This is a genomic window from Roseibium hamelinense (assembly GCF_007830545.1).
Taxonomy (GTDB): Bacteria; Pseudomonadota; Alphaproteobacteria; order Rhizobiales; family Stappiaceae; genus Roseibium; species Roseibium hamelinense.
Genome location: NZ_VLLF01000002.1, coordinates 75,368 through 93,541, shown reverse-complemented (window position 1 = coordinate 93,541; position 18,174 = coordinate 75,368). Strand labels below are relative to the sequence as shown.

Below are 18,174 nucleotides of genomic sequence, written 5' to 3'. Positions count from 1 at the left end.
GCTTGGTTCCTTGTTAGAGGCGGGCGCGCAGCGCGCTCATTGTCGAGCGGTACCGCGCGCGGATTTCGTCGCCTTTTACATGAGTCCCGCCGGTGACAACATGGCGGCCCGCGGACCAGACATCCTGCACCATCCTGTCGTCGCCAGCGAAGATGTAGGCATCCAGGATTTCGTCACCCGCACGCCCTTCCAGATCAATGGCCCCGGCATCAAGGGCGACGAGATCCGCGAAGCATCCAGGTGCGATCTGTCCAGACTTGCGTCCGCAGGCCTGCGCGCTGCCGGAAACAGCGCCATCAAACAGCACCCGGCCGGTGGACTTGTCTGGTGTTGCGACGGACGCGCGGCATTTGTCGCGCAGGCGCTGGGAGTATTCGAGTGTGCGCAATTCTTCTGACAAGGAAATGCGGATGTTGGAATCAGACCCAACCCCAAACTTACCGCCCGCCTCCAGATAACGGACGCCTTCGAAAATGCCGTCCCCGAGGCTTGATTCGGTGATCGGGCACAGCCCGGCAACGGCCCCGGTCGCGGCGAGCCCCCGCGTTTCTTCCGGCGTCATCTGGGTGCAGTGGATCAGGCACCAGTTCGCCGAAACACCATGGTTTTCCAGAAGCCACTCGACCGGCCGTTTGCCTACCGCCGCGAGGACTTCCTCAACCTCGGCAACCTGCTCGGCCAGATGCATATGCAAGGGCTTTTGCCCCGCAAGCGCGACCGCATTCAGCAAGCCCTCAACATCGACAGCGCGCAGGGAGTGCGGCGCGACGCCCAAAATGCAATCCTGATCAAGGGACTTCAGCGCGTTGCCAGCCTGATCATGCAGCTTCTGGAACCGGTCAAACGCATTGCCGAAGCGGATCTGTCCCGGCGCGAGCGGACGCTTGTCGCAGCCGCCATGGGTGTAAAGTACCGGCAGCAAGGTCAAGCCGATGCCGGTGGCGCTGGCCGCAGAGACGATCCGCTCGGAAATTTCCGCAAGATTGCCATAGGGCTCCCCGCCCGGCTGGTGATGGAGATAGTGGAATTCGCCGACGCCGGCATATCCGCCTTCCAGCATTTCCATTTGCACGAAGGCGGCAATCGCCTCGACATCGTCCGGGGTGAGCGTATCGAGAAACCGGAACATGATCTGCCGCCAGGTCCAGAAGCTGTCGCGGCTTTCCTGGCCGCGCCGTTCACTCATTCCGGCCATGGCGCGCTGAAAGGCGTGGCTGTGCAGGTTGGACGGTGCAGGCAGCAAGATACCGGCCTTGTGGTCCGCTCCCGCAGACGAGTTGGCCCCGGTTTCGACCCCGGAAACCGTGCCGTTGGCGGACAAATCAATACGGACATTTTCCGCCCAGCCGCTGGAAAGCAGGGCGTGGCTTGCGAAAATCGTGGTGTCTTGCGCCGTGGGCATGCCGGTCTCTTTCCCTCGTTGACACGTTAATATGTGCATGCATATTATCTTTTATCGCAATCTAATCAAGCAGGAGATGTCCGGTGCCTCAGAGGCTGCTGACACATGCCAGACTGGCGACCTTCACCCACACGGGGACGCCCTATGGCTTGATTGAGGACGGTGTTCTCGCCATCGACAGCGGCACGATTGCCTTTGCCGGACCTGCTGCAGACCTCCCGCAAGCCTGTGCCGGGTTTCCAAAGGAAGATCTGGCGGGACGCCTGGTCACCCCAGGCTTGATCGATTGCCACACCCATGTCGTGTTCGGCGGCGACCGGGCCCGCGAGTTCGAAATGCGGCTCGAAGGCGCCTCCTATGAAGAAGTGGCCCGGGCGGGCGGCGGCATTGTCTCCACCGTCAAGGCCACCCGCGCCGCCAGCGAAGACGAATTGCTTGAGGGCGTGCTCTCCCGCGTGGATGCGCTGATTGCCGAGGGCGTCACGGCGATCGAGATCAAGTCGGGCTACGGGCTCGATCAGGAGACCGAACTGAAAATGCTGCGGGCTGCCCGCAAGGTCGGGAGCCTGCGGCCCGTCACCGTGCGCACCACCTTCCTCGGCGCGCATGCTGTTCCGGCCGAGTACAAGGATCGGGCGGACGCTTATCTCGACGACATCTGCCTGCCCGCCCTGGACGCGGCCCATGCCGAAGGCCTGGTCGATGCGGTCGACGGCTTTTGCGAGGGCATCGCCTTTTCGCCGGACCAGATCGCCAAAGTGTTCGACAAGGCCAAAGCCCTTGGCCTGCCGGTCAAGCTCCATGCCGAGCAATTGTCCAACCTGGGAGGCACCGCTCTTGCCGCCTCCTATGGGGCCTTGTCCGCCGATCACCTGGAATATCTCGATGAAGCAGGCGTTCGGGCCATGGCAGACAGTGGCACAATCGCCGTCATCCTGCCCGGTGCCTTCTATACCCTGCGGGAGACCCAGGCTCCGCCGATTGACCTCCTGCGCCAGCACAAGGTGCCGATGGCGCTTGCGACCGACTGCAATCCCGGCTCCTCGCCGCTCGCCTCTCTGCTGCTCACCATGAACATGGGCTGCACGTTGTTCCGCATGACGCCTGAAGAGGCGCTGGCGGGTGCGACCCGCGAGGCGGCCAGAGTGCTTGGCTTCACCGACCGGGGCACGCTGGAGGCCGGCAAACGCGCCGATCTTGCCATCTGGAACGTGCAGCATCCGGCCGAGCTCAGCTACCGCATCGGCTTCAACTCTCTCGAAAAACGCATTTTTGGAGGCTCTGAATGAGCGCCCTGACGCTGACACCCGGCTCTGTGACACTGGCCGATCTGGAACGGATTTACCGTGAGGAACGGGCGGTGCGCATCGACCGCGCTGCGCAACCCGCGATCGACCGCGCGGCAGAGCGCGTTGCCGAGGCGGCCCGCGGCTCGGAAGCCGTCTACGGTGTCAACACCGGCTTCGGCAAACTCGCCAGCGTCAAGATCGCCGCGGACGACACAGCCACCTTGCAGCGCAATCTGATCCTCTCCCATTGCTGCGGCGTCGGTGAGCCGCTCGACCGCACGACCACACGGCTGATGATGGTCCTGAAGCTCTTGTCCCTGGGGCGCGGCGCGTCAGGGGTACGCTTTGAGGTGTTGAAGCTGATTGAGGACTGCCTTGAGAAGGGCGTCACCCCGGTTGTTCCCTCGCAAGGCTCCGTCGGCGCTTCCGGCGACCTTGCCCCGCTCGCCCACATGACCGCCGCGCTGATCGGCGAAGGCGAGGCCGAATTCGAGGACCAGCGCCTGTCCGGCGGAGAGGCGCTGCGCCGTGCGGGCCTGACGCCCGTGGTCCTTGGCCCCAAGGAAGGCCTCGGGCTGATCAACGGCACCCAGTTTTCGACCGCCTGCGCGCTGGTCGGCCTGTTCGACGCCTGGCGGCTGGCCGAGGCAACCCTCGTCACGGCAAGCCTGTCCACAGACGCGATCATGGGCTCGACCGCGCCGCTCCTGCCCGAAATCCACGAGCTGCGCGGGCACCGGGGCCAGATCGAAGTCGCCAGCGCCATGCGCGGCATCATGGAGGGGTCCGAGATCCGCGAAAGCCACCGTGAAGGCGATACCCGCGTTCAGGACCCCTACTGCATCCGCTGCCAGCCACAGGTGGCCGGGGCGTGCGTCGATCTTCTGCGCATGGCCGCGACGACGCTGGAAATCGAGGCGAATGCCGCAACCGACAATCCGCTGGTGCTTGTCGAGGCGGACCGGATCGTCTCCGGCGGCAACTTCCATGCAGAACCCGTTGCCTTTGCCGCCGACCAGATTGCCCTTGCGATTGCCGAACTCGGCGCCATCGCACAGCGCCGCATTGCCCTGATGGTTGACCCGGCCTTGTCGTTCGATCTGCCGCCGTTCCTCGCCAAGGATCCGGGCCTGAACTCCGGCATGATGATCGCCGAAGTCACGACCGCGGCCCTGATGAGCGAAAACAAGCATCTCGCAAATCCCTGTTCGACGGATTCAACGCCGACCAGCGCTAATCAGGAGGATCATGTCTCCATGGCGGCCCATGGTGCGCGCCGCCTGATCCGCATGACGGCGAACCTTGCGCATATTCTGGGCGTCGAGCTGCTGTGCGCCGTTGAAGGCATCGAACACCGGTCCCCGCTCAAGACCAGCCCGCTCCTGCAACTGGTCGCCGCGCGCTTGCGCGACGTGATCCCGCCTCTTGCAAAGGACCGGTATCTCGCCCCGGATCTGGAGACAGCTGCAGAACTGGTGCGCTCGCGCGCGCTGGTCTCGATTGTCTCCGATGACCACATGATCAAGCTGGGAGCCGCCTATGCAGCCCGTTGAGGTCACCGCTGGCGACAGCCCCATCGTTCTGGGCGTGCCCCACGCCGGAACATATGTGCCGCCGGAAATCTGGGCTGACTTGAACGAGACCGGCCACAAGCTGGCCGATACCGACTGGCATGTGGACCGGCTCTATTCCGGCCTTCTGCCCGGGGCGACCATGGTGAAGGCCAACTTTCACCGCTATGTCATCGACGCCAACCGGGACCCGGCTGGCGTGAGCCTTTATCCCGGCCAGAACACGACAACGCTATGCCCGACAACCGATTTTAACGGCCACCCGATCTATCTGGACGGCCGGGAACCGGATGAAGCCGAAATAGAAGCCCGGCGCTTGGCCTGGCATGCACCCTATCATGCCGCGCTCAAGGCCGAGCTGGAGCGGGTGCGCGAAAAACACGGCATCGCGATCCTTTATGACTGCCATTCGATCCGCTCCGTCGTGCCCTATCTGTTCGAGGGCACCCTTCCGGACTTCAACACCGGCACCAATGGTGGCACCACCTGCGCGCCCGAAATCGAGAAAGCCGTTGTCGATGTCACCGCCAAGGCCGGGGGCTATACGTCGATCCTGAACGGCCGCTTCAAGGGTGGTTGGACGACCCGCCACTACGGCCAGCCGCAAACCGGCATCCACGCCATCCAGATGGAACTGGCCCAATCGACGCATCTTGTGAGCGAAGACACGCCCTTTGCCTATGACGAGGCCAAGGCCGACCGTCTGCGCGTTCACCTTGGAGCGATCCTTCAAAGTCTGGCAGAACTGGGAGTGACGAGATGAAGTCAGAAACAGCCGATCCGCTTGCGAGCCTTTCGGCGGACGAGCTCGACTACTATCGCCAAAACCCGGAGGAGATACACGAACTCCTGAACCGGGAAACCGTCCGCCGGAAAATGATCGGATGGATACTCCTGGCAGCGGCTGTCTTGGTGACATTGTCGAAACTTGTCCCTTTCTTCTTCGGGGATGTCATCGGCGAGTTTGCGTCCGAAGTCGCGATGGATCTCGTGTTCGAAATGGGTGCGGCGCTGATGGGCGCAATTGCGACCCTTTATTTCGTCGAGATCACCCAGGCTCAGCAGTATGAAGAAAACAAACGCCTCTATCGTGCACTGAAAGCCCGCCTAGGCGACAAAAATCCTGAACAGCAGGGAGGAGATTCGAATGGTTGACCGCCGCCACAATGCCCGTGACGTTTTTCCGCCGACCGGCACCGACCTCAACACCAAATCCTGGCTAACCGAAGCGCCCTTGCGGATGCTGATGAACAACCTGCATCCCGATGTTGCCGAGAACCCGCATGAGCTGGTTGTCTATGGCGGCATCGGCCGCGCCGCCCGCACCTGGGAAGACTTCGACCGGATCGTCGCGAGCTTGAAGTCCCTGGAAGAGGACGAAACCCTCTTGGTGCAGTCAGGAAAGCCCGTGGGTGTCTTCAAGACGCACAAGGACGCCCCGCGCGTTCTGATCGCCAACTCCAACCTGGTGCCGAACTGGGCGAACTGGGACCACTTCCACGAACTCGATAAGAAGGGCCTGGCCATGTACGGCCAGATGACCGCGGGCTCGTGGATCTATATCGGCACGCAAGGGATTGTTCAGGGCACCTATGAAACCTTCATGGAAGCTGGCCGCCAGCATTATGACGGCAACCTGAAGGGCCGCTGGATCCTGACCGGCGGGCTTGGCGGCATGGGCGGCGCCCAGCCGCTTGCCGCTGTCATGGCGGGGGCCTGCTGCCTTGCCGTGGAATGCGATGAAAAAAGCGCCGACTTCCGCCTGCGCACCAAGTATGTCGATGAAAAGACCCATTCCCTTGACGAAGCGCTGGAGATGATCGAGCGCTGGACCAAGGCGGGCGAGGCAAAATCCGTTGCCCTGATCGGCAACGCCGCCGATGTTTTTGCAGACCTCGTCAAGCGCGGCGTCAAGCCGGACATCGTCACCGACCAGACCTCGGCCCATGACCCGGTCAACGGCTACCTGCCGCAGGGCTGGACCGTCGCCGAATGGCGCGCCAAGGCCGAAACGGACCCGAAAGCCGTCGAGAAAGCTGCCCGCGCCTCGATGAAGGTCCATGTGCAGGCGATGGTCGATTTCTGGAACGCCGGTGTCCCGACCCTCGATTACGGCAACAACATCCGCCAGGTTGCGCTGGAAGAGGGCCTGGAAAACGCCTTCGCCTTCCCGGGCTTCGTGCCGGCCTATATACGGCCGCTGTTCTGCCGCGGCATCGGGCCGTTCCGCTGGTGCGCGCTGTCCGGCGACCCGGAAGACATCTACAAGACCGATGCCAAGGTGAAGGAGCTGATCCCGGACGATGAACACCTGCACAACTGGCTCGACATGGCCCGCGAGCGGATCTCGTTCCAGGGCCTGCCCGCCCGGATCTGCTGGGTCGGGCTCGGCCAGCGCCACCGGCTCGGCCTTGCCTTCAACGAAATGGTCCGCACCGGCGAGCTGAAGGCGCCGATCGTGATCGGCCGCGATCATCTGGACAGCGGCTCCGTTGCCTCGCCCAACCGGGAAACAGAGGCCATGCAAGACGGGTCGGACGCAGTGTCCGACTGGCCGCTCTTAAACGCGCTGCTGAATACGGCCTCAGGCGCGACCTGGGTGTCGCTGCACCATGGCGGCGGTGTCGGCATGGGCTTTTCCCAGCATTCGGGGATGGTCATTTGCTGCGATGGCACCGAAGATGCCGACCGGCGCATCGGACGGGTTTTGTGGAATGATCCGGCAACGGGCGTGATGCGTCATGCCGATGCCGGGTACGAGATCGCGCTCAACTGCGCGAAAGAACAAGGGCTTAACCTGCCGGGTATCTTGGGGAGATAACCAGCCACGGCGCAACAGCTTTCTGTTGCAGTTTGAAAACGAGGGGAACGAGATGAAAAGACGTGATTTTCTGAAAGCGGGCGCCGTTGGTGCTGCCGCCACGGCGGCAACCGGCCTTGCCGCGCCTGCCATCGCGCAGGATGTCATCGAGTGGCGCATGGTCACCGCATGGCCGAAGAACCTGCCGGGACCTGGCGTTGCCGCGCAGATGCTGGCCGACCGGATCACTACGCTTTCGGGCGGACGTATTCAGGTGAAGCTCTTTGCCGCTGGCGAGATCGTGCCCGGCAACGGTGTGTTCGATGCCGTGGGTCAGGGCACGGCCGAACTCTACCACGCCGTCCCGGCCTATTGGGGCTCCAAGTCCAAGGGCATCCTGCTGTTCGGCTCCCAGCCGTTTGGCCTGACGGCACCGGAGCAGGCCGGCTGGCTGATCCATGGCGGCGGACAGGCGCTTTATGACGAAATGTATGCCCGCTTCAATCTGAAGCCGTTCCTTTGCGGCAATTCCGGTCCGCAGTGGGCCGGCTGGTTCCGGAGCGAGATCAACAGCGTGGACGATCTGAAGGGGCTGAAGTTCCGCTCAACGGGTCTGGCCTCTGAAATGTGCGCCAAGCTCGGCATGGCGGTTCAGGCCATGAGCGGCCCGGCCATGTTCCAGGCGCTGCAGTCGGGTGCTCTGGATGCGGGCGAGTTCATCGGCCCATGGACCGACAGCGCGCTTGGCTACTACCAAATCGCCAAGAACTACTATTGGCCGGGCGTCGGCGAGCCGTCCTCCGCGGAGGAATGCGCGGTCAATCTGGAAGCCTATGAAGCTCTTCCGGACGATCTGAAGGAAACGGTCTCCAAGGCCTGCTCCAGCCTCTACAATGACGTTCTGACCGAGTACAACACCAAGCACGCCCAGGCCCTGCAGCAGCTGGTCAACGAGCATGACGTGATGGTGCGCAAGCTGCCGGACGACGTGATCGTTGCCATGGGCAATGCCGCGGGCGAAGTCATCGCCGACCTTAAAGCCGACGATGATGAGCTGGTTCAGCGGATCACCGCAAGCTTCCTGAGCTACCGGGATCTGATGAAAGGCTACATGCCCTATGCCGACAACGGCCAGATGAACGCCCGCCTGCTGGACTATCAGTACAACTGATCGTTTTGGTTGACGGTCTCCGCATTGTCCTCCCGGGTGACACCTAAGACCGGGGATCGGGGAACCTGGGTGGTCCCACAAGACACACGGAGCTCTCCGATCCCGGATAAAGCCTTGGGCTTTTCCGGGATGACTATGGGCACATTCGGCGCTCTTGCAGCCCCGGCCTTGAGCTGAGGCCAGCTCCGGAGTTATTCCGGCCGCAAAGGATCCGAATGGCAAGAGCAGGGAATGGATGCCCCGGTCGAGCCGGGGCATGACGAAAGAGACTGCGGCACACTTTGACCGCCCTCTCCGTCATCCCATGGCTTGACCATGGGATCCAGTCCGTTCTGTTTGTCACTTGGCGCAATCACCCAGGGGCATCCAGATTTTGCCGGGACAGTCCCACTTCCGGGCGGCCCGCCATAGTCCCTGGATCGTGTTGCTCCAAGGCTGAGATGCCGGGCCAGCCCGACAAGACCCTTTGACGTGTCTCCAGGTGAACCGGTTGTCACCTCACCTGGAGACGCAGGAACACAGGACCCGACCGCGATGGAAAAATGTGCGGCTGCGCTTGAGCGCGTCAACTTCGTCATCGGCAACACGCTGTGCTGGGCGGCGCTTGGCATGCTCCTGCTCCAATTCGGGGTCGTGCTGTTGCGCTACGTGTTCGGTTACAGCTTCATCTTCCTCGATGAGGGCGTTTTGTATTTCCACGCGGCGATCTTCATGCTTGGCGCGGGGTACACCTTTCTCGTCAATGCCCATGTGCGGGTCGACATATTCTATGCGAAGTGCTCGGTGCGGACCCAGGCCTGGATCGACCTGTTCGGCCATCTGTTTCTCCTCGCACCCGCGCTGGTGCTGCTGATCTGGTATTCCTGGCCCACGGTGCGCGGAAGCTGGGCGATCCTGGAAGGACCGATCTCCGTTGGCGGCATCCCGGCCTCTTTCCTGCTCAAATCTCTCATTCCCGCCTATTGCGTGCTGCTGCTGGTTCAAGGACTGGCCGCACTGCTGCGCGACATCCTGCGCCTGAAAGACACACAAGCATGAGCCTTCCCCTTGATCTGATCATGTTCGGCGCGCTGATCGCGTTCATCTTGCTCGGCTATCCGGTTGCTTTCACCATTGCCGGTGTTGCGACCGGGTTTGCGTTGCTGGGCTGGGTGCTTGGCGACTTCAACATCCAGCTCATGGGCGCGATGGGCCAGCGGTTCTTCGGCGTGCTCACCAACCCGGTGCTGACGGCCATTCCGCTGTTTGTCCTGATGGGCGTGATCCTGGAGAAAAGCCGGATCGCGGAAGACCTTCTGGAAACGATGGGCCGGCTGTTCGGCAAGATGAACGGCGGTCTTGGCGTTTCCGTCGTGCTTGTTGGTGCGCTTCTGGCCGCCTCCACGGGCATTGTCGGCGCGACCGTGGTCGCCATGGGGCTGATCGCCCTGCCGACCATGCTGCGCAACGGCTATGATCCGAAACTTGCCTCCGGCATGGTCTGCACGGCCGGTACCTTGGGCCAGATCATCCCGCCCTCGACGCTTCTGATCATCCTTGCCGATGTGATGTCCAACGCCTTCCAGCAGGCGCAATATGCGCAGGGCAAGTTTTCCATCGAGACGATTTCCGTCGGCCAGACCTTTGCCGCCGCCATGGTGCCGGGCCTGCTTCTGGTCGCGGTTTATTGTGTCTACATTCTTGGCCGGGCCTGGATCACGCCGAGCGTTGCCCCCGCCATGCGCGAGGATGTCGATGCGCCAACGGGCCTTGAGATCGCCAGCGCGATCGTGCCGCCGATCCTCCTGATCATCGCCGTGCTCGGCTCGATCCTTGGCGGCATCGCCTCCCCCAACGAGGCCGCTTCGGTGGGCGCCATTGGCGCGATCCTGCTGGCCGGGCGCCGGCTGGGGGTGCCGTCGCAATTGATCCTGCTGGCAACCGCCGCGCTGCTGGTTCTGGCTGTAGCTGCAACACTCTTCCCGGTCCGCCTGCAACGCTCGGACGCCGGCCTCGGCAGCTATGGTCTTGCCGCGGTCTATGCCGGGCTGGCGCTCTTTGCGCTGGGTGTGGTGCTGCGGATCCTGATGGCCGCGGTCAAGGACGGGCTGTTGAAAGCCTCCCTGCTCTCGACCCTCACCGTGACCTCGATGATCTTTGCGACCATCCTCATGGCCAGCTTCTTCAGCCTCGTGTTTGTCGGGCTGGGCGGCGAAGACCGCGTGCACGAAATCCTGAAGGAACTGCCGGGCGGTGCGACCGGCGCGCTGATCTTCGCGATGGTGTTCGTCTTCGTCCTCGGCTTCTTTCTGGACTTTGTCGAAATCTCGGTGATCCTGCTGCCCGTTCTGATCCCGCCGCTGATCCTGATGGGCATTGACCCGATCTGGCTGACGGTTCTGATCGCGATCAACCTGCAAACCTCGTTCCTGACCCCGCCCTTCGGCTTCTCGCTGTTCTACTTGCGCGGCGCGGCCCCGAAAGAAATCACCACGGGCCAGATCTATCGCGGCGTTGTTCCCTTCATCTGCCTGCAGATCGTCGCGGTCGGCATCCTCTGGCTGTTTCCAGTGATCGCGACATGGCTGCCGCGCTGGCTTTATTGAAACCGGTGCTACCGGAAGCGGATCGGCAATGTGAATTTCCAGCTCGACCGGTTCGCCGACGCAGGAATTTTCGGGAACGGGGCTGCCCGGCGAACCGCATCAAGCGCGGCCTGGTCATGTTGAGATGATCCGGAAGACCGCACGACCCGCACGGCATCCACCCAGCCGGATGTCGAAATGGTGAAGGCCACCACGACATCCATCTGCCTGCGCCCGCTGCGCCTAGGCGCGCGCACGTACCGGTTTAGCTTGCGTTGCACTTTGGCTGGATAGTTCGTGACATCGGAATTGCCCGCCTGTTTACCGGCGGTTTCGCGCTGAGACCCGCCTTGCTGCGCCGACCGGCTGCCCTGCCCCCCTGCGCCATTGCTGTCTGCTCGGGCCTCTGTCTTGCGCTCCTGGGTTTTTCTGGTTTCCGCCGGTTTGGACTCTGCCTTTTTTAACGGCAGCTCTGCAGGCCGTTTGCGCGGAATTCCAACCGTCTCGACCGCTTCGGCAACCACAACTTCAGACACCGGTTCTTGTGTCTCCGTTTTGATTGCCTCAGCTTCAACACGCTCAGGGGCCGCGTCTTTTGCGACCTGCGTTTCTGCCTCAAGAGTCTCAGCCGGCGGAGCCGCCGCCGCATTTGCAGCATCCAGCTCGGTTTCGGCCGCCGGCAACGCTACCGCATTTTGAGTCGGTTGGACCGGCACCGCTCTAAGAGGCTCGCTCAATTGTGTTGAATCGGCTGGAACCGGCTGCGGATTTTGGGGCACCGGTTCCAAGACTGCCGTGGCCTCCCGTTCAGTTCGCTTGGTTTCGTGAACCACTTCCGGCTCAACTGTGCCGGCAACGGAGCCTGCAACGACCGTGTTGAAAGCAGAACTCCCCAAAACGGCGTGCTCGACGCTGCCACCGCCTTCGACCTCGATCGCAGGCTTGCCCGAAACCGTCCATGCCACTGCGGCAAAATGCAGTCCGGCAGACAGCAACAAAGCCGCGCCCACAGACCCTTTCGTGATCCTCATGGCACCACCTTTCGGGTCACCACAACCACGCGCTCTGCCCCTGCGCCATAGAGCGCATCAACATGTGCAAGGAGATCTGCCGCTGCCAGCGCCTGATCGGCGGCAAGACGCACCTTCGGCATCTCGGTTCCTCCCGTCTTCGCGAGCTGCCGCAGATACTCCTGCGCTGTGACCGGTGCATCCCGATAGAACAGCCCTCCATCCGCCCGCGCATAAAGCGCATCAGGTGGCGGCAGCGGCATGGCGTCCTCGCTTTGAGAAAGCGTCACTTCCGGATCTTCTGGCGGGGTCAATTGGCCCGCGACAAGGAAAAAGATCAGCATCAGGAACACGACATTGATCAACGAGATCGTCGCTTCCGGCGGGGTCTTTTTCGGTGTCGTTTTCAGTTTCAGCATGGCCTGGCCATTTTTACCTTGCAATGGTGACCTGCAGGTCCGGCACCGTCCGCAGAATGCCGAGAACCGTGACCAGCTGCTGGGTTGTGGTTTCGCCGCGAACCAGAACGAGCAGGCTGTCGATCTGTCTTTCACGCAGGGCCTGCACACCCGCAGCCAGCTTCTCGGTTCTTTCAGGCGCGCCATTGAGCTTCAGCGCCTCACCTTCCACAACGAGGATTGCCTTTGGCGAGACGCCGGTTCCGCCGCTGCCGGCGGGTGCGCCGATGTCGATCTCGCCGAAATTCGTGAAGGTCGAGGACAGCATGAAAAACAGCAGCAGCAGAAAAATCACGTCCACCAGCGGCGTCAGGGAAATCGCACGACGGCGTTTCGGCGGGCGTTCAACGCGCATTGAACGCCGATGCCGGAATTTCCAGCCGCCGTTTGATTGTCTGCGGGGTCGGTGCGATTTTGAGCAGGACGGCCCCGGCCAGGGTTTCCACAGCGATCCGCTCAGCTTCCAGACGGCTTTCCAGCCACGTCACGACCAGAGACACGGGCATGGCAACACCAAGCCCGGCTGCTGTTGTCATCAAGGCCACCCAGATCCCGCCGGCAAGTGCGGACGGGTCAACGCTGGATCCCGCCGACTGAAGCGCCTGAAACGCTTCGATCATGCCCAGAACGGTCCCGAACAGACCGATCAGCGGCGCGACCTGTGCAATGGCTTCCAGTGCCCGGACACCCTTGGAGAAGCGGTGCAGATCAACGGCAGCGCGGTTGGCGATGCTTTCTTCTGCAACTGTCTTGTTGAACGTTCCGGTTCCCATGAAGTCGATCGCCTGCGCCACCGCACGTTCAGCTGCGCTGACGGCGGGTTCAATGCGTTTTTTCGCCTCACTCCTATGACCGGACAGCCACAACTGCGCTGCTTCTTCGGCCCTTTTCGGCTGCCCGATTCTGCATCTGAGGAACTGAAAGACTTTCAAAAATACGATCGCGAGCGCAATCACTGACAACAAGGCGATAACCGTAACCACAGGACCGCCAAGGGCGAGTAGGTGTGAAATGCGCTCGACAACGGACTGCATCATGGATTTGGCTTTCTATTGAACGAGGGGAACAGTGGCGCGGCTGGACAGTTTCAACACGGCTGAACAATGCGCCGGTTTTGTCTCGCCGGTGCAGCCGGATGGACCGTTGACCAGGATCCGGCCCGTTCCTGCGCACTCAAGCCCGGGAACCTGAAACTGGCGCACGACTGTCTTGCCGGCGCTCAAGGCGCCGAAGTCGAATGCGGTCAGGCTCTCGATCACCCCTTCCCTGTCAAAGAAAACGAGCTCATATGGGCTCTTCGGAAGGTCTGTGCCGGTACCGTTGACGGCCAAAAATGACAGGCGGCACCCCTTGCTTGTCTGCTCGATCTTGTTGAGTTCAATCGAAAGGCCGTTGCTTTCTGCCGCGACCGGATGACCGGGCAGACCGGCCGATGCCAGGAACGTCAGTGCGGCCAGTATACTGATTGAAAACATCTTTTCGAAAAAATGGCTCATAGCCGTCTCCATCAAGAACGGCGCCGGCCGGTCCCCCGGACAGGCGCCGGTCTGGCTCAAAACCTCTGTGTGAAACTCAACTTGAAGCTGCGTCCCGCCCCCTCATCGTCGCTTAAGTGGTTTCGGTAGGCTTTATCGAAAATATTGTCAATATTAAACCTGAGTTCAGAATTCCGGAAATGCCCATCCTCAGGTTTCCAGGACGCATAAAGATTGTGTAGCGCATAGCCCGAAGTCTTGCTCTCATTGTCGCCGACACGCTCTTGCGCGGCGACGAAATCGCCTTTCCAGCCGAAATCAATGTTCCAGGGCCGGTAAACATAGCCGAGCTTCACAAACACGCTGTCAGCCGGCACAGCATTGAGTGCGATATCATTTGTCAGATTGTCACCACGGATAACCGAGCCGCCGAGACCGGCATACCAGGTTTCTGAACCATAGGCCGCTTCCACTTCCAGCCCTTGGAACCGGGCTTTGGGAACCACGTCTGTGACCACGCGGCCAAGCGTATGATTGTAGTAGCTTGCATAGTAATTCGACAAATTGTTGTGGAACGCAGTGGTCTTGACCTGGACTGCATCGCCCTTTCGGAAGACGTCTTGAAAAGACAGTGTGAACCCGGCTTCGAAATTGGTCGAAACCTCCTTGTCTACGTCATTGACTTCGTAGTTGTTGTAAAGTTCGTCCAATGTCGGCATGCGCTCGGTGCGGGCCACGGAGCCGAACACGCCGAACCAGTCCGACAGCTTCACCAGGGCAGCGATCTTGGGCGAAAAGGCTAAGTCCGTGCTGGTGTCATTGAGGTCGGTCGTCGTGAACCCACCGGTTCGCGAATCGTAGACACTGACGCTGCCGACGTGGATTGAGGAATAGTCCAACCGTGCGCCGGGAATGAGCGTCACCCGGTCATTCCAGATCAATTCGGCCTGGGCGTAGCCTCCAACCAGGGTGCTGTCGCCTTCCGGATGCGAACCGGATCCGTCGGCGACACCCTCCGGATAATAGCGGGCATTGCGCCGCTCCTGATACTGTCCGTCCAGACCCGTGGTGAGATAGGCATCCCAGGTGTCGGACAGCTTGAAAAACGCCGTATTTTCCACACTCGATTGCCAAGTTTTGTAAGAATACTCCGACCGGGTCCCGAACGGATAAATGCACGTGGTGGGCCCGAAACAGACCAGGTCCTGATTGTCCTGTTTGACCTGGGTATCCGACCAGCTCGCTTGGACTTTCACATCCAAAAGGTCGTTGCCAAAGAAGGCGTTCTCGTAACCAATCACCGCGGTCTGGTCGGTGACGGTGCGGTCGACATCGCCAAAATCCGCCCCCCAGGCAATCTGGTCATATTTCTGATTGTCTTCATCGCTGTACCAGCGCTCGTAGCTGGCAAATACCGACTGATCGTTGTTCTGACCGAACGTGTAACGCGCCTTGGCCAGCCCGCTCATTGAGCTAAAATCGCTGTCGTCGATCGTGTTGCCGTGTCCGTCGGTCAGGTCCTGGGATTGGCGGTAGTTGAAGGCCCCCAAGACCTCGAAGTTTTCGACGGGCCGGACGGCAACGATGCCGCTTGTCAGCCAGCCATTGCCGTTGGAATCCCAGCTGGTCTTCAGCTGTCCGCCAAAAAGATCGCCCGGGTCCAGAAAATCGCTGGCATCCTTTGTCTCGAACAGCACGACGCCGCCCATGGCCCCCGCACCGTAGAGCGTGGACGAGGCCGGACCGCGCAACACCTCCACCTGTTTGTAGAGTTCCGGGTCGGAAAAGAATGAGCCCATCCGGTACTGTTCGTAAAACTTGTTGACGCCATCAACTTGAAAAATGATCCGGCTTTCATCGCCTGAGAGAGCCTCACCGATGCCGCGAATATTGATGCTCTCGCCAAACACGGAGTTGCTGCCGATTGTGGTGATCCCGGGAATTTCGGCAAACAGATCACCCACAGTGCGCGGCTGTTGATCATTGATGGCTTCCTGATCGAGCACGGTCACGGCCTGGGGGGTATCGATTGCGACTTTATCCGCCCCGGTTCCGGCAACAATCCTTTGCAGCGGTGTCGCGTCCTGAACTCCGCCTGCCTCCTGCGCTTTTGCGGCGCACGCTATTACGATAACGCCAAATGCAACCGCTCCCATCAGAGCCCTCTGATGGCGATCAATCCTGCCCATAATCTTCTCCAACTCGAGCGGAGACCACCGCCCGTTTCATCAATTTATTCTTGAGTAATTAACTCAGGTATTGATGCTCTTAAAAAACATGAGTATATGAGTCAAGTATAAGAATTGCACAGGCCAACCAGATCAAAGGGTTCTTTTGAGATAAAAAAATCTCAATGATTTCCGGAGCTTTTATCTGAATTGACTCCGTTGGCAGATCAGCCCTCATTCGAGAAATATTGAGCAAAACACCACCATGACCCAAAGCGAACCAGAGCTTGAACACACGATTTCACCTGCGCATATCCGGCGTCTTCGGGCTGAAAACCCAAAAATGCGCGAGCGCGATCTGGCCCGCACACTCGGCATCTCGGAAGCCGAAGTCCTGGCCAGTTTCTGCGGCCATGGCGTGCGCCGGATCAAACCGGATTTCGATGTGCTGTTTCCCGGTCTGCAGCAGGCTGGAGAGGTCATGGCCCTGACCCGCAATGAAAGCGCTGTGCATGAAAAAATAGGGCTCTTTGAGAAGTTCATTCCGGGCAAGCACGCGGCCCTGATGCTTGGCGAAAACATCGACACTCGCATGTTTCCCTCCAAGTGGGCACATGGTTTTGCCGTTGAAAAACGCGATGGCGACACGGTCCGCCACTCGCTGCAATTCTTCGACGCTCACGGCGTAGCGGTGCAAAAAATCCACACCCGCCCGGCCACGGACCTGAACCGATGGTCCGCTCTGGTGGACGATCTGACCGTGAAAGACCAGTCGGAGTGCATTCCGGGCGGTGTTACGGCTCCGCCGCCAGGCCCCGCGCGGCCGGATGCATTGGAGTTGCAAAACGAATTGCGCGAGCGCTGGGAGGGCATGACCGACCCGCATCAGTTTCATGGTTTGTTGCGGGATCTGGGTCTCGACCGCCTCAGCGCCTTTTCAATGGCAGGCGAGAACTGGGCGTGGAAGCTCGACGCGGGCAGTGTCACCGCCATGTTGAACCATGCGGCCAGCGAAGACCTGCCAATCATGTGTTTTGTCGGCAACCGTGGCTGCATCCAGATCCATTCGGGCCCGATCGCATCGCTGTTCGAGCGCGGCCCCTGGTTCAACATCATGGATCCGACATTCCATCTGCATTTGCGCACGGATCATATTTGCGATGTCTGGGCCGTCCGCAAACCCGCGGACACCGGCCATGTCACGTCCCTCGAAGCCTATGACCGGGAAGGCAACCAGGTCATCCAGTTTTTCGGCGTCCGGTCGGAAGGAAACGCAGAAAGATCGGACTGGCGCGCCCTTGTGGAGAAACTGCCCAGACTTGAAACGCCAACCGTTTTGGGAGCTGTTCAATGACATTCCGTTTTTCAACCGGAGCCGCTGCTGCACTCGGCCTGTCTTTGCTGGCGGCCATCTTGCCCTTTAAACCCCATCTTGGGATTTCGCCGGCGGCCGCAGCCGAAAAGGCGCAGAGTATTGTCGCGGTCGGTGGCTCAATTACCGAAATTATCTATGCGCTGGGTGAGCAGGACCGCCTCGTTGCCCGCGATACGACCAGCACGTTCCCAAGCGCGGCACAAGATCTCCCGGATGTCGGCTATATACGGGCCCTTTCGCCGGAAGGAGTCCTGTCGGTTGCGCCCGACATGATCGTGCTCCTGGAAGGAAGCGGTCCGCCGGAGACCGTTGAGCTTCTCAAATCGGCCGGCATCGCGATTCGAGACATACCGGAAACCTATTCGGCAGATGGCATTTCGCAGAAGATCGCAGCTGTTGGCGCAGCGCTTGGGACACCGGACAAGGCCGGGGCGCTGATCGCTCAGGTCGAACAGCAGCTTGCCGATGCCAAATCCGAGATCGGTTCAAAAGCGAAGGAAACCAGGGTTCTGTTCGTGCTGTCGACCCAGGGTGGCCGGATCCTCGCTGCGGGCGCGGACACAGCAGCCAACGGGATCATATCTTTGGCCGGCGCGCAAAATGCGATCACCGGTTTTTCAGGCTACAAACCGCTGAGCGATGAAGCCATTTTAAATGCGGCGCCCGATGCCATCTTGATGATGGACCGGGCCGGCGATCATCAGGGCGCCGACATTTTCGAGTTTCCCGCTGTTGCGGCAACACCGGCAGGTGAACACCGGCGCATTATCCGAATGGACGGTCAATATCTCCTCGGGTTCGGACCGCGTACCGCCGATGCGATCTGCGATCTTGCAAAGGCCCTGTCGGACCTGCAAGCCGCTGAGAACACCCAATGACGCTGAGTTCCTG

17 protein-coding genes are annotated in these 18,174 nt (G+C 60.8%); 10 read left to right on the top strand and 7 right to left on the bottom strand.

The window, feature by feature from the left end; translation table 11 throughout:
• Positions 1 to 13: 13 nt before the first annotated feature.
• On the bottom strand, positions 14 to 1,402 hold the full coding sequence (locus JM93_RS05260; protein ID WP_145341144.1) for a formimidoylglutamate deiminase: 1,389 nt from the start codon (positions 1,400 to 1,402) through the stop codon (positions 14 to 16).
• A gap of 83 nt (positions 1,403 to 1,485) precedes the next feature.
• Here JM93_RS05260 and hutI point away from each other — a divergent pair, with 83 nt between their 5' ends.
• The 8 genes from hutI to JM93_RS05220 all read left to right on the top strand — a co-directional run bounded on the left by hutI (position 1,486) and on the right by JM93_RS05220 (position 10,818).
• The gene (hutI, locus tag JM93_RS05255; RefSeq protein WP_145341143.1) at positions 1,486 to 2,691 is read left to right on the top strand and encodes an imidazolonepropionase; all 1,206 of its coding nucleotides are present in this window, start codon (positions 1,486 to 1,488) and stop codon (positions 2,689 to 2,691) included.
• Positions 2,688 to 4,244, top strand: coding sequence for a histidine ammonia-lyase (hutH, locus tag JM93_RS05250; RefSeq protein WP_145341142.1), 1,557 nt, complete (start codon positions 2,688 to 2,690; stop codon positions 4,242 to 4,244). The genes hutI and hutH overlap by 4 nt, the downstream gene beginning before the upstream one ends.
• A complete protein-coding gene (gene hutG / locus JM93_RS05245; protein ID WP_145341141.1) occupies positions 4,231 to 5,025 on the top strand; it encodes an N-formylglutamate deformylase in 795 nt (264 codons plus the stop codon). Before hutH ends, hutG begins: the two co-directional genes overlap by 14 nt.
• On the top strand, positions 5,022 to 5,417 hold the full coding sequence (locus tag JM93_RS05240) for a hypothetical protein (RefSeq protein ID WP_145341140.1): 396 nt from the start codon (positions 5,022 to 5,024) through the stop codon (positions 5,415 to 5,417). The genes hutG and JM93_RS05240 overlap by 4 nt, the downstream gene beginning before the upstream one ends.
• Positions 5,410 to 7,083, top strand: coding sequence for a urocanate hydratase (gene hutU / locus JM93_RS05235; protein WP_145341139.1), 1,674 nt, complete (start codon positions 5,410 to 5,412; stop codon positions 7,081 to 7,083). The genes JM93_RS05240 and hutU overlap by 8 nt, the downstream gene beginning before the upstream one ends.
• A 52-nt stretch (positions 7,084 to 7,135) precedes the next feature.
• On the top strand, positions 7,136 to 8,233 hold the full coding sequence (locus JM93_RS05230) for a TRAP transporter substrate-binding protein (protein ID WP_145341138.1): 1,098 nt from the start codon (positions 7,136 to 7,138) through the stop codon (positions 8,231 to 8,233).
• Between the two features lie 534 nt (positions 8,234 to 8,767).
• A complete protein-coding gene (locus JM93_RS05225; protein ID WP_145341137.1) occupies positions 8,768 to 9,271 on the top strand; it encodes a TRAP transporter small permease subunit in 504 nt (167 codons plus the stop codon).
• Complete coding sequence (locus tag JM93_RS05220) at positions 9,268 to 10,818, top strand: TRAP transporter large permease (protein WP_145341136.1); 1,551 nt, start codon at positions 9,268 to 9,270, stop codon at positions 10,816 to 10,818. The genes JM93_RS05225 and JM93_RS05220 overlap by 4 nt, the downstream gene beginning before the upstream one ends.
• Before the next feature lie 8 nt (positions 10,819 to 10,826).
• Here the strand turns inward: JM93_RS05220 and tolA are convergent, their stop codons facing one another.
• Genes tolA through JM93_RS05190 form a run of 6 tightly spaced genes read right to left on the bottom strand, consistent with a single transcriptional unit; the run spans position 10,827 to position 15,929 of the window.
• Positions 10,827 to 11,828, bottom strand: a complete 1,002-nt coding sequence (gene tolA / locus JM93_RS05215) for a cell envelope integrity protein TolA (protein WP_145341135.1) — start codon at positions 11,826 to 11,828, stop codon at positions 10,827 to 10,829.
• Positions 11,825 to 12,226, bottom strand: coding sequence for an ExbD/TolR family protein (locus JM93_RS05210; protein WP_145341134.1), 402 nt, complete (start codon positions 12,224 to 12,226; stop codon positions 11,825 to 11,827). Before JM93_RS05210 ends, tolA begins: the two co-directional genes overlap by 4 nt.
• A gap of 13 nt (positions 12,227 to 12,239) precedes the next feature.
• Entirely contained in the window at positions 12,240 to 12,620 is a 381-nt protein-coding gene (locus tag JM93_RS05205) for an ExbD/TolR family protein (RefSeq protein ID WP_145341133.1), read from the bottom strand.
• The gene (locus JM93_RS05200) at positions 12,610 to 13,302 is read right to left on the bottom strand and encodes a MotA/TolQ/ExbB proton channel family protein (protein ID WP_208994965.1); all 693 of its coding nucleotides are present in this window, start codon (positions 13,300 to 13,302) and stop codon (positions 12,610 to 12,612) included. The genes JM93_RS05205 and JM93_RS05200 overlap by 11 nt, the downstream gene beginning before the upstream one ends.
• A 12-nt stretch (positions 13,303 to 13,314) precedes the next feature.
• Positions 13,315 to 13,761: a hypothetical protein gene (locus JM93_RS05195; RefSeq protein WP_145341132.1), complete on the bottom strand. Its 447-nt coding sequence runs from the start codon at positions 13,759 to 13,761 to the stop codon at positions 13,315 to 13,317.
• Between the two features lie 56 nt (positions 13,762 to 13,817).
• Positions 13,818 to 15,929, bottom strand: coding sequence for a TonB-dependent receptor domain-containing protein (locus JM93_RS05190; RefSeq protein WP_208994964.1), 2,112 nt, complete (start codon positions 15,927 to 15,929; stop codon positions 13,818 to 13,820).
• 244 nt (positions 15,930 to 16,173) lie between these two features.
• Here JM93_RS05190 and JM93_RS05185 point away from each other — a divergent pair, with 244 nt between their 5' ends.
• Positions 16,174 to 17,262, top strand: a complete 1,089-nt coding sequence (locus JM93_RS05185; RefSeq protein ID WP_145341131.1) for a hemin-degrading factor — start codon at positions 16,174 to 16,176, stop codon at positions 17,260 to 17,262.
• Positions 17,259 to 18,161: a heme/hemin ABC transporter substrate-binding protein gene (locus JM93_RS05180; protein WP_145341130.1), complete on the top strand. Its 903-nt coding sequence runs from the start codon at positions 17,259 to 17,261 to the stop codon at positions 18,159 to 18,161. The genes JM93_RS05185 and JM93_RS05180 overlap by 4 nt, the downstream gene beginning before the upstream one ends.
• Positions 18,162 to 18,174: the final 13 nt, after the last annotated feature.